Consider the following 12,583-nt stretch of genomic DNA (forward strand, 5'->3'; position numbering starts at 1 on the left):
TTTTCTTAATACTCTACTTACTCTAGGAAATTCAAATTAATTATTTCCAATTTATAAATTAATTTGTGATTTTTTTTTTGCATTTTTGTTTCACTAACTGCCGTATAAAGTAAAAAAACAAGTGCTAGAATTGATGCACCATATAAGACAGTATTACTTGCTAACCAACCAAATTTTGCAACTAAAATACCAATCAGTGCTGTAGCTAAAGATTCACCAAAAATATATTGGAAAAAGCCCATAAAGCCAGTGGATGCTCCCACAGCAAATTTAGGGACAACTTCATTGATCATTAATCCGACCAAAGTCAATGGTGCATAAATCAAATTACCCATGATTATTAAAGCGGCTATAATTAAAGTATGATTATTATTAAAAAAATAAATCGTTAAACAAATTAATGTACCAAGCACACAAAAAATTGAAACTAATGCTCGTCGACCCTTTAAAGCATCTGAAATAGCACCCATAATGATTACACCTGGAACAGATGCTAATTCAAAAATACCAATTAACCATTTTGCATTTGCAGGATCAAAACCCTTATTTTGAACTAAATAAGCGGGAATCCAGCTTTGAATACCATACCTAACTAAATAAAGTGACATCGACGTTAATGTTACTGCCCAGACTAGTTTATTTTTTAAAATATACTTAATAAAAATTTGGCCAACATTCAAGTCAGTTTGATCAGAAGTTGAAATTTGCCCATCGTTTAGAATAACTCGATCATCCGTATAAGTTGCAATATCTGGGAGTCCAACAGCTTTTGGTCGATCTGCTCCTAAAACTAGGATTAATATACAAAGCACAAATGAAACAGCTGATGCCGTATAAAAGACAGCTGCAATTGAACCAGAAAATAAAAAAACAGCCAGTTGAACAATTGCTACACAAATAAAGGAGCCAGCATTATGGGCTGACGACCAAATCGAATACATTGTGCCTCGCATTCGTGGCCCCCACCAAAGTTGAATCATTTTTTGGCATGCAGCAGCCCCCATTCCCTGCGTTATTGCCATTATAAACATCAATGCCATCATGATGTATAAGTTGCGGGTCGACCCTAAAAAGATATTTATAAATGCTGATAATAATAAGCCAACCATTAGGTAGCGATTGGCATCACATTTATCAGCTAATACCCCCATAAATAGCTTAGCTACACCATAACCAATTCCAAAACAAGATAAAATCAACCCAACATTAGCAGTTGTAAAGTGATATGCTTTCATAATGTCATTTTGTTCAGCTGTAAAAACTAGACGAATAATATAGTAACCAATATAACCTATGCAAGTAGCTAACAAGACACCTAATTGATGCCATCTGTAGGTCTTGGCAATTTTTTCTGGTGGTATTTGCTCCTCCTTATCTGGTTGTTTTAAAAGCGAACTAATCATTATCATTCCCCCTTTCATCACTTATGATAGCACTTTCTTATTAAGGACAACATTTATTTTTTAGTAATTAAAAAAGCTCTAGTTTAAACTAGAGCTTTTAGCGTTTACTGCCAATTGGGATCATTAGCTAAAGGAAGCCTATGCCAATAATTAGGTTTATTTACTTGTTTACCGCGAGCGATTGCCATATCATATTGACTAACATCTTTAGTTATAGTTGAATCAGCGGCTATAAAAGCATGATCAGCCACATTTACTGGAGCAACTAATGTTGAGCCTGAACCAATAAAAGATCGATTACCAACGGTTGTATGATCCTTTTGCACACCATCATAGTTAGCAAAAATTGTCCCGCAACCTACATTGACATCTTTACCCAAAGTAGCATCACCCACATAAGTCAAATGACCAACTTTAGAATTTTGTCCAATTTCAGCATTTTTAACCTCAACAAAATTACCGATATGAACGCCCGCTTCGATAATAGAATTGGTGCGTAGATGTGAGTTAGGACCTATATCACTATGATCGGCCATTTTTGCTCCTTCAATAGTTGACGAAGTAATAGTCACCTTATTACTAATTTGAGAATCAATAATACGCGAACCAGCAGTAATTAAACAATTATTACCGATTACTGTCTTACCTTTAATTACGACATTCCCCTCAATTACGGTGTCACTGCCGATTTTTACATCTGCATCAATATAGGCAGTATCTGGATCAACAAAAGTGACCCCTTCTCGCATATGCTGCTCATTAATTCTTTTTTGCATAATTTTAGTAGCTTGTGCTAAAGCTATGCGGTCATTTACCCCTATGCTTTCACTAAAGTCATGCATTTTATAAGCACCAATACGCTGATTATTATTACGCAAAATTTCTAATACATCAGTTAAGTAGTATTCACCTTGTGCATTATCGTTAGTTACCTGCTTAAGGGCAGTAAAAAGCTGCTTATTATCAAAGCAAAAGACACCTGTATTGATTTCTTTAATTTTCAATTCTTCAGGACTGCCATCTTTTTGTTCTACAATCCGTAAAACATTATCTTGTTCATCCCGAATAATTCGACCATAACCATATGGATTAGGCGCTTGTGCTGTTAAAACAGTAGCAGCATTACCTTTATTTTGATGGTAGTCAAACAACTTTTGTAAAGTCTTACTTGTAAAAAGTGGAGTATCTCCTGTAATTACTAAGGTAGCGCCGTCCTCTTGAGCTAACTGCTTTTCTGCTGTTAAAACTGCATCGCCCGTGCCTAACTGTTTTTTTTGTAAAACAAACTCAGATTTCCCAGCTAAAACAGTTTTTACTTTTTCTGCTCCATTACCAACTACTGTAACTATTTTATCTGGTTCTATTGCTTGAGCTGCTTCAACTACATGTTCGACCATTGATTTTCCACAAACTTGATGCAAAACTTTATATAGCTTTGACTTCATTCGTGTACCCTTACCGGCTGCAAGTACAACTACAAATTTTTTCATTAAATTCAGCCTCTTTTATATTCTTAAGTTATTACCATATTTTAACATATCATTTTATATGCTAAAAGCGGTTAAAGTTAGTATGTCCAAGTAGTGTACCGGGTTCAGCTACAATTATCTTTTGCTTATCATTTACATCTTTTATCCTAATTAAAGATAAGTGTCCCTCAATTACTTTTTCATCATCAAAGTCCGCTTCACATAAAACACAAATTCCAGCAATATTACTATTAAACTCTTTTACTAACTGTCTCATCCCCGTCAAGGTACCACCAGCCATCATAAAATCATCTACTAGTAAAACATTTGAATTTTCTTTTAAAGCTCTAGTGGGAAGTTCCATTTTGGAAACACGATCAAGCGAAGAAGAAATATAATTAACAGAGACAGTAGCTCCTTCAGTTACCTTCGACCGCTTGCGGGCTGTAATAAATGGTACATTCAAATACCGTGCAACTGCTTGAGCTAATGATATTCCCTTAGTCTCGATTGTCATTACCACATCAATATTTGAATAAGCATAACGAGTAGCAATTATTTTCCCAATTTTATCTAAGTCTTGTGGATTACCTAAAATATCTGAAAGATAAACAAAACCACCTGCTAAAATTCGTTCTGAACTTTCAATTCTTTTAGCCAAGTCTTGTAAATATTGGGTAACATTTTTTTTACCCCAAAACGGAATGTACCTTACTCCTCCAGCAGCTCCAGCAACTGTTTCTAAAATACCATCTTGATTATCAGCCAAAGTATGCTTTAAAATAGTTAAATCCTCAGAAATTGATGATTTAGCGGCTCCATAGCGCGTTGCAAAAAAAGGTAATGAAATCAGATTGTGTGGTCGCTCCATTAAATATTTCGTCATATCAACTAGTCTTTCTGAACGTTTCATAAATTATCCTCTCTAATGTTTACTTTTTCTACTATACTCTGAACCACAAAAAAAGGCACTAACATTTTAAAATGTTACTACCAAAAAAATTATTTTTACTTTTTACTGTAACTATTCCGTCACATCATCGAACTTTAAAGTGATGTTTTTGGTTAACAAATCGGTATAACTATATGAGACATGCTCAAAATTATTCTGATCTTGATCTAAGTCAACCACAAAAACTGCTGGAAATGTTTCCCGCAAAATTCCCCGTCTCTTAGTAACCTTCTTCCGACCTGCTCTTGCAACCACAGTTAATGAATCACCCAAATGTGAATCCAATTTTTGCTTAATGGTAATAATTGATGTTGGCACTGATAACAACTCCTTTGGGGGAATTCTACCATGTTATCATTATTTTTTCAATCATTTTTAAAGCTAAACCCGAATATTTTGGTTAATTTTTAATTGGTATGGCTCGGGCTAGGTCGACAAACTGGTCAATTGTCAATTGTTCTGGCCTAGTATGTAGGTCAACACCCAAGTTACTAATCAGTGCTTCCCGTTGGAAGGTATTAGGAATTAAAGTTTTTAAATTATTATTTAATGTTTTGCGTCTTTGGGCAAAACAACATTTGACTACCCAATTAAAATGTTTAATATTACCAACATCTGTTTTTTTAAGCAAAGGCTGCAAAACAACTACACTAGAATCAACCTTAGGTCTTGGAATGAAGGACTTGCTTTTTACCTGTAAGGCAAGGTTTACTTTCATTTGCGTTTGGACAGAGATTGTGAGTGGACCATATTCTTTAGTAGCTGGATGCGCACTAAGCCGCTCGGCTACTTCTTTTTGCATCATTAAAGTTAAACTGGAAAAATTTAACTTTGTATCATTTAAAAAGAAAATAATTGGCGTCGTAATATAATATGGCAAATTTGCCACTACTTTAACTGGTTGAGTTAAATCAAAAAAATCCGCCAAATCAGTAGCAAAATCCGCCTTTAAGATATCCTTAATCATAAGCTTAAAACGCTCTTTTATCGGGACACCATTGATTTTTGCAGGTAATTCATTTTGTAAAATTTCAGGCAAAGTTTCGTCGACTTCATAGGCAAAGACTTTTGCTCCTGCCAATAACAATTGTTCAGTTAATGAACCTATTCCTGGACCAATTTCAATTACTTGATCATTGTACTTAATCTCTGCGGCTTGAACAATTCCTTCGAGAGCATCTAAGTCAACCAAAAAATTTTGGCCTAGATTTTTCTTAGCTCGTAAAAAATAACGATTAATAATGGCTTGGGTTCTTACACTTGAACCAATTGGCATATCACTATTCATTATTAACCTCCTCTACCACTTTCTCAAGTTGAGCACTAGTTACCCCAAAAGTTTGTAACCGTTTATAAAATTGTTGTGCATTCCCGTAACCTATTCGCAATTTAATTCCTACTTTTTCCCGTAATTTACGCGAATTTAAGTCACTAGCTAAACCTAATTTTCGATATATCGCTCTAGTCAAATCACTGCTTTGCATTTTACTTTCATGTAAATCACTCAAAGCTTTAATCAGCGTAGCCTTTGAGGCATGCTCAACTCCTAATGAATTTCCTTTTTTACGTGGTCGCCCTTCTTGACGAGTGATAAATGCTTGCTTCGCGTTTGGCACTACTTCAGTAACCAACCGTCTAATCCGTTCTCCGTTTAAATCAGGATCAGTTAAAACAATTATATCGCGCTTTTTAGCTAATTCTTTTAATTCTACTAAAACGGCATCTGGCACATCGGAACCGTTTGTTTCGATTGTTTCAATTCCCGGGAAAAATTGTTTTAACCTAATTGTGTCATCTTTTCCTTCAACAACAACTACTGCATTAAAATGTTTTTTAGTTAAGCCCATAAATCCTCATTGTATTAGCATAAGTTGCTTGAGCAACTTCTTGTATTGGTATATCTTTCAATTCAGCAATAGCTTGCGCAACATAATAAACGTTACCCGGCTCATTTTGCTTGCCTCTATATGGCTTAGGTGTTAAAAATGGTGCATCCGTTTCAATCAGTAACCGATCTAGTGGGGTATTTTTGACAGATTCATGCACCTGCGTCGCTTTAGTAAAAGATGCCACACCTGAATAGGAGAAGTTAACATTTAAAGCTAAAAACTTTGCTAACCATTTAACGCTACCATTAAAACTATGTAAGACTGCACCATATTCTAGATTACTATGCCGGAGAATTTCGTAACAATCCGCAAAAGCGTCACGCGTATGGATATCAACTGGCATTTTTAATTCATGTGCAACCTCAATTTGTCGAGCAAATACCTCTTTTTGCTTTTCTCGCGGCGTTTCGTCCCAATAATAGTCGAGCCCAATCTCTCCCATCGCTACTACACCAGGAGTTTGCAACTGCTCAATTAATAAGTCTTCAGCCTTTTGATTATAAGTTTTAGCAATATCAGGACAATAGCCAACCATTGCGTAAACTTGATCAAAACGCTGGCTTAAGGCAATTGCTTGTTGGTTAAAAGTAGGGTCTTGCCCAGCACAAATTACTTTGGTTACCCCTAATTTATGTGCACGTTCAAGGTAAAACTCTTCTTTTCCTTGAAAAGGTTTGTCTTGTAAATGGGTGTGATTATCAATTAATTCCATTAACCTAATTCTGCCCCAATTTCATGCTCATCACCAACAATAGCTAATTTTACTTGTCCTGCTTTTTCACTAGATAAAAGCATGCCTTGACTAAGTTTTCCTAGCATCTTACGTGGCTTTAAATTAGTTACTGCCAGTACTTTTTTACCTACTAATTCACTTGCTTCTGGATAATATTTCCTAATTCCACTTAAAATTTGACGTTTGTTTCCTGCACCAAAATCTAATTGGAATTGTAATAACTTATTAGAGCCCTTAACTGGCTCAACTGCTAAAATTTGCCCAACTTGAATTTTAATTTTAGCAAAATCATCAATTGTAATTTCTTTGCTTTGCTCTTTTTCACTGCGGGATTGCTTCTTGGGCTTAGCTTTTGCCATTTCATCTTTAATATATTTAATTTCTTCTTCTGGCTTTAAACGTGGATAAATTGGCTGTGCTTTTGCAGCAACTTTGATATTCCAATCGTAGCCACCAAATGCGAGTTGCTTTTGCGCAGGAATATTCCAATCAAGTCCTAATTGCTTGTATATTTTGCCTGCAGTCCGCGTCATAATCGGCGCGATTAATAATGCAATAATACGTAAACTTTCTGCTAAATTAGCCATTACCCGCGCTAAATCATTCTTTTTGTCTTCTTTATTTAAGATCCAAGGCGCTGTCTCATCAATGTATTTATTAGCACGACTGACTAATTGCCATATGTCATCAATTGCTTGCGTAAAGTGAAGCGTGTCCATTTCCTGTTGATAACTATTAATCACTTTATGCGCAGTTTCAGCTAAATTTTTGCCTAATTCATCTTGTTCACTAACTGGCTTAACAAGACCCATTTGATACTGATTAATCATCGAAACGGTCCGATTTAGCAAGTTACCTAAATCATTGGCTAAATCATAGTTAACTCGTTCAACAAAGTCTTCCGGTGTAAAAATACCGTCAGAACCAAATGGTAATGCTCGCATTAAGTAGTAACGTAAAGCATCTACACCATAACGGCTGGTAATTGACTCCGGATAAACGGCATTACCCTTTGATTTAGACATCTTACCATCCTTCATTAATACCCAACCATGACCAATAATATGTTTAGGTAGCGGTAAATCAAGAGCCATTAACATAATTGGCCAATAAATTGTATGAAAACGAACAATTTCCTTACCAACCAAGTGAACATCAGCTGGCCAATATTTTTTAAACAAAGAGTCGTCGGCGGAGCCATAACCCAAGGCGGTAATATAGTTTGATAAAGCATCAATCCAGACATAAACAACATGCTTAGGATCACTTGGTACCGGAATTCCCCAAGAAACTGTGGTTCTAGTAACCGACAAATCCTCTAGCCCCGGCTTAATAAAATTATTGACCATTTCCTTTTCGCGCGAATTAGGCAGAATAAATTCAGGATGATCTTGATAGTAGCGGTAAAGTCGATCAGCATACTTGCTCATTTTGAAAAAATAGGATGGTTCCTTAACCAGTTGAACTTCATGACCGGATGGCGCCTTGCCACCAATTACCTTGCCCGCAGCATCACGATAAACTTCAGCTAATTGTGACTCAGTAAAATATTCTTCATCTTCAACTGAATACCAGCCAGTATATTCACCAAGATAAATATCACCTTGTTTTAACAAACGTTCAAATATTTTTTGAACGCCTTTAACATGTTGCTCATCAGTGGTGCGAATAAACTTATCATAAGAAATATCCAGGCTTTTCCATAATTTTTTGTAATCTGCTGCCATACTATCAACAAACTCTTGTGGCTTGATTCCTTGCTTTTCAGCTTTTTGCTCAATCTTTAGCCCGTGCTCATCAGTTCCAGTTAAAAAGAAAGTATCATAACCCTGACTACGCTTGTATCGGGCCATAACATCAGCAGCAATAGTAGTGTAAGCATTACCAATGGTCAGGCGGCCAGATGGATAATAGATTGGGGTCGTAATGTAAAAAGTTTTTTTATCAGCCATTTTCATTTTTCTCCTTAAGATTCGTATAATTCATTATATTATATAATACTACACCAACAAAAAAGAGAATTCCTCCTGGAATTCCCTTTTTAACCTTTAGCCATATTTTCTAAATTAGAAATTTTTCATCTTTTAAGTAAAAATGCTTTACCAAAGTCGTCAGTAAGATATAAAGGATTAAAATTCCTAAAATAATCCACATAAAGCTTAATGGCATCTTACCAAAACCAAGCTTATTTGCAAAAGAGGAAAATGGAATTAACGTTCCGATAATCCCAGCACCGAAAGTAGACAAGACAACAGTGGTTGTAGCATGTTGCTTAATAAACGGCAAGCGCCGGTCACGCAAGGCATGAATAACCATTTCTTGCGTCCACAGTGATTCAATAAACCACCCCGTATGGAATAAGGCTATAAAAGCTATTTTTTGACTAGGGCTAATTGCATTAAAGCTACCACCAACTAAATACGGACAAATTATAAAGTATAATAAGCCAAAAGTTAGAATATCAAAAACTGAAGAAGTTGGACCAAAGTAAAACATAAATTTTGGTAATTTCTTAGTCGACCAAATTCGTGGCTCTTTGAGATAATCATCAGACATTTCATCAAATGGTAATGATAAACAGCTAGTTCCATATAATAAATCTAAAACCAATAATTGCAAGGGCAGCATTGGTAAAAATGGTAAAAATGAGGATGCAACTAGAATCGATAAAATATTACCAAAGTTTGAAGATAGGGTAATCTTAATGTATTTAGTCGTATTACCAAAGACTTTACGTCCAATTCTAACACCTGTTTCTAAGACGTTCATATCCTTATGTAGCAAAATAATATCGGCTGATTCTTTCGCAATATCTACAGCTGTATCTACTGAAATCGAAACATCTGCCGCTTTCATTGCTGGTGCATCATTAATACCGTCACCCATGTAGCCTACTGTATGACCATTTTGTTTCAACAAGTTGATAATCTTAGTTTTGTCTTCTGGTGATAACTTCACAAAAATATTACATTCTTCTACCATCTTTGCCAATTCATCCGGTTTTTTCCCTTCTAAATCAGCCCCAGAGTAAACCGTATCTACATTTAAACCTACTTGTAGACCAATTGTTCGCGTAACTGCTTCATTATCGCCAGTTAAAATTTTAACTGTAATGCCGTCTTCTTTAAGCTTTGCCAAAGCCGCTTTGGCACTTTCCTTTGGGGGATCAAGAAAGGCTAAGAAGCCACATAATATCAGGTCTTCTTCATCTTTAACAGAAAATTCTCCCACAGGAGCTGGATTACGCTTATAACCCAACATGATGACCCGCAATCCATCGCTATTCATTTCGTTAACTTTTTCCATTACTTTTTGTTTACGTTCTGGCGTTAACGGTAAAATTTGCCCATCGACTTCAATTTTAGTGGCAACAGCCATCATCTCTTCAGAAGCACCTTTAGTTACTAGCAAGTGTGCGCCATGTTCAAGATCAGCATTTTCAACGACTACACTCATTCTTCTTCTAGAAAAATCAAACGGAATTTCATCAATCTTATTATAATCACGTTGAATTTCATTAATATCTAATTCATCACCAGCTGCCTCAATGATTGCTTTATCAATCAAATTTTTCATTCCAGTCTGGTAATATGAGTTAAGATACCCTAATTCTAAAATATGGGGATTTTCATGTAAATTTAGATCATAGTGCCGTTCTAAAACCACTTTATCTTGAGTCAAAGTTCCTGTTTTATCAGTACACAAAATATCGGCTGAGCCAAAATTTTGAATCGAATTCATCTTTTTAACAATTGTGCCCTTTTTGGACATTTCAATTGAACCTTTGACTAAATTAGTTGTCACAATTACAGGCAGCATTTCTGGCGTCAACCCAACTGCAGTTGCAATTGAAAAAATTAAGGCATTAACCCAATCTCCCTTAGTTAAACCATTAATAATAAAAACCAATGGGGCAATAATAACCGTCATAATTATTAATAGCTTAGACACATTTTTAATTCCCACATCAAATGCAGTGTTTTTTACATCTTGATTTGAAATATCATGTGCCAGCTTGCCGAACATTGTCCGCTCACCTGTAGCAAATACAACACCAAGTCCAGATCCAGAAACAATCGTTGTCCCTTCATAAAGAATATTTGGGTAATCTAAATAATCACGATCTGCACCAATTTTAGGTTTCTTGGTTGCAATCTTTTCAACTGGATTCGATTCTCCGTTTAATGAACTCGATGAGCAAAATAAATCTTTACTCGTTAAAAGACGCATATCAGCTGGAACCATATCACCAGCTGCAAGCCGAATTATATCGCCAACTACCACTTCACTAGTATCAATTTCTTGATCCTTACCGTCTCTAATAATGTCAGTTGTAATTGAAACCATCTTTAAGAGTGAATCAACAGCATTTGATGATCTGATATTCTGAATGAAATTAGTTATCCCTGAAATAAAGACCATCGTTAACATAATTATTACCGTTGTTAAATCTTTTTCACCGGCTGGAACAAAAATATAATCGGTACATAATGATAAAAATGCTAAAACAATTAATACTAAACTAAAAGGAGTAATAAAAGCTTCTGTCAAAAAATGCAATTTAGAATTATGTTTGTTAGACGTAATTGTATTTGCACCATATTCTTCTCTATTGCGAACAGCTTGTTCACTTGTTAACCCATCACTGCTAGTATGTAGTCGTGCTAGTGTCTCAGTTCTACTTTCCTTAGCAATACTTTTAACCAGCTCTAAATCTTGGTTAGTAGCTGATTCATTGGCTTTTTTTAACATTATTCTCACTCCTTCTTTTCCAAAATTCAAACAAACTAAAAGGGAGCCCCAATCTGCTTTATCCGCTAGGCGCTCCCTCCTTTTAAACAAGGTATTATCAAGTACTCGTCGTTCAGTTTTAACACTACGTGACGTAAGCCTTAAGCTAGCTATCTGGTTAGCGCCTTAAATCGACGATAACTATTTGACTCATTGGCATCTCTGGATGTTTCTGAGCGATAGCATATGTTCACGTAGGAGTCTCACCTAACAGTTTATTTGTTTTATTTAATTAGCAAGTCGATAGTAACACACACGCTTAAGGTGGTCAATCCTTTTACTTATTTTTTATATGTAAATTACTTTTGAAAAAATACGCTAGACCAGCAATTACAATAACTAAAGCCATAGCAATCGGCAAAGCCAATCGATGCGGATGAATGACTTGCGCCCGTTCCTTACTAGTTAAATCATATTTATCAAGGGCATATTGGTAGCGTTGATCAATGGTCGTTGCACAAGCGCGAAAAACAAATCTCAAGCCCTTGTTAAATTCTTTTTTGTCCTTGCTAAGTAATGCGGCAGACTGTGATCGAATAATATTTCCCCGCACATCTGCTGTAAAAGCACCATGCAAATCCTTACTAGAATAAATTTGGACATTCCGCTTTTCTTTTTTGACCCCTACAACGATAAAGACAGTTTTTTTAGCCTTAGCTAAACGATGCGGCGTCAAATCATTTATTCGTTGAACCGTTTGCACCACAATCTGAGGTTGCTCACTAGTTTGTAAATACCGACCATTTTTAGCAACAATTAAATGGCTAGTTTCTTTATCTAACAGGTGACATTCATCCTTAATATTAGGATTAGAAAATGCGGTCATCGTTAAAAATAGACTAACTAATACAACTATAGAACTTAATTTAGTTTTCAACATCTTCAAGCTTATGTGCCAGCTGTTCAACATAGTTGCGATTAATTTTAATTTGCTCATAAGGAACCTCACAATCTTTAAAAAGCGCTATTGCCAAGGGATTATCATGATAATCAAAGTAATAATTTATCTTTTTAATACCCGCTTGAACTAAAGCCTTAGCACAATTATAACAAGGAAAATGTGTAACATAAATTTCCGTATGATCTGTTGAAACACCGTTGCGCGCACACTGAATCAATGAATTCATTTCTGAATGAATTGTTCGCACACAATGATTAGCAACAATTTGATGCCCAATATCATCGCAATGTGGCTCATTGGTAACTGACCCATTATAACCAGTTCCAATAATTCTATTATCTTTTACCAAAACACTGCCTACTAAGGCACGATCACAAGTAGAACGCTGCGCAATTACTAAAGCTTGCATCATAAAGTATTGTTTCCAAGGAATCCGATCACGCAT

General features: G+C 35.6%; 11 protein-coding genes and 1 riboswitch. All 11 genes read right to left on the reverse strand.

The genetic code is table 11. The features are described 5' to 3' along the window. Positions 1-17: 17 nt before the first annotated feature. Positions 18-1,403, reverse strand: coding sequence for an MFS transporter (locus F5ESL0237_RS06365; protein ID WP_122024935.1), 1,386 nt, complete (start codon positions 1,401-1,403; stop codon positions 18-20). Positions 1,404-1,507: 104 nt separating this feature from the next. Next, positions 1,508-2,893 (reverse strand): bifunctional UDP-N-acetylglucosamine diphosphorylase/glucosamine-1-phosphate N-acetyltransferase GlmU, encoded by a 1,386-nt coding sequence (gene glmU, locus F5ESL0237_RS06370; RefSeq protein ID WP_122024936.1) that lies wholly within the window; start codon positions 2,891-2,893, stop codon positions 1,508-1,510. Positions 2,894-2,954: 61 nt separating this feature from the next. Continuing rightward, a complete protein-coding gene (purR, locus tag F5ESL0237_RS06375) occupies positions 2,955-3,785 on the reverse strand; it encodes a pur operon repressor (protein ID WP_090092441.1) in 831 nt (276 codons plus the stop codon). A gap of 111 nt (positions 3,786-3,896) precedes the next feature. Then, positions 3,897-4,142 (reverse strand): Veg family protein, encoded by a 246-nt coding sequence (locus F5ESL0237_RS06380; protein ID WP_090092443.1) that lies wholly within the window; start codon positions 4,140-4,142, stop codon positions 3,897-3,899. Positions 4,143-4,224: 82 nt separating this feature from the next. Continuing rightward, positions 4,225-5,112 carry a 16S rRNA (adenine(1518)-N(6)/adenine(1519)-N(6))-dimethyltransferase RsmA gene (gene rsmA, locus F5ESL0237_RS06385; protein WP_122024937.1) on the reverse strand — a complete coding sequence of 296 codons (888 nt, stop codon included), beginning with the start codon at positions 5,110-5,112 and terminating at the stop codon, positions 4,225-4,227. Further along, positions 5,105-5,671 carry a ribonuclease M5 gene (gene rnmV / locus F5ESL0237_RS06390; protein WP_122022190.1) on the reverse strand — a complete coding sequence of 189 codons (567 nt, stop codon included), beginning with the start codon at positions 5,669-5,671 and terminating at the stop codon, positions 5,105-5,107. Before rnmV ends, rsmA begins: the two co-directional genes overlap by 8 nt. After that, positions 5,658-6,425 (reverse strand): TatD family hydrolase, encoded by a 768-nt coding sequence (locus tag F5ESL0237_RS06395; protein ID WP_122022191.1) that lies wholly within the window; start codon positions 6,423-6,425, stop codon positions 5,658-5,660. Before F5ESL0237_RS06395 ends, rnmV begins: the two co-directional genes overlap by 14 nt. Beyond that, positions 6,425-8,398, reverse strand: a complete 1,974-nt coding sequence (metG, locus tag F5ESL0237_RS06400) for a methionine--tRNA ligase (protein ID WP_122022192.1) — start codon at positions 8,396-8,398, stop codon at positions 6,425-6,427. Before metG ends, F5ESL0237_RS06395 begins: the two co-directional genes overlap by 1 nt. A gap of 109 nt (positions 8,399-8,507) precedes the next feature. Beyond that, entirely contained in the window at positions 8,508-11,198 is a 2,691-nt protein-coding gene (gene mgtA, locus F5ESL0237_RS06405) for a magnesium-translocating P-type ATPase (RefSeq protein ID WP_122024938.1), read from the reverse strand. 96 nt (positions 11,199-11,294) lie between these two features. Continuing rightward, positions 11,295-11,459, reverse strand: a riboswitch (M-box (ykoK) riboswitch). 55 nt (positions 11,460-11,514) lie between these two features. After that, positions 11,515-12,117 (reverse strand): TPM domain-containing protein, encoded by a 603-nt coding sequence (locus F5ESL0237_RS06410; protein ID WP_122024939.1) that lies wholly within the window; start codon positions 12,115-12,117, stop codon positions 11,515-11,517. Then, positions 12,104-12,583: a deaminase gene (locus F5ESL0237_RS06415; protein WP_122022195.1), complete on the reverse strand. Its 480-nt coding sequence runs from the start codon at positions 12,581-12,583 to the stop codon at positions 12,104-12,106. The genes F5ESL0237_RS06410 and F5ESL0237_RS06415 overlap by 14 nt, the downstream gene beginning before the upstream one ends.

Source organism: Lactobacillus sp. ESL0237 (assembly GCF_003692985.1).
GTDB classification, from domain to species: domain Bacteria; phylum Bacillota; class Bacilli; order Lactobacillales; family Lactobacillaceae; genus Lactobacillus; species Lactobacillus bombicola.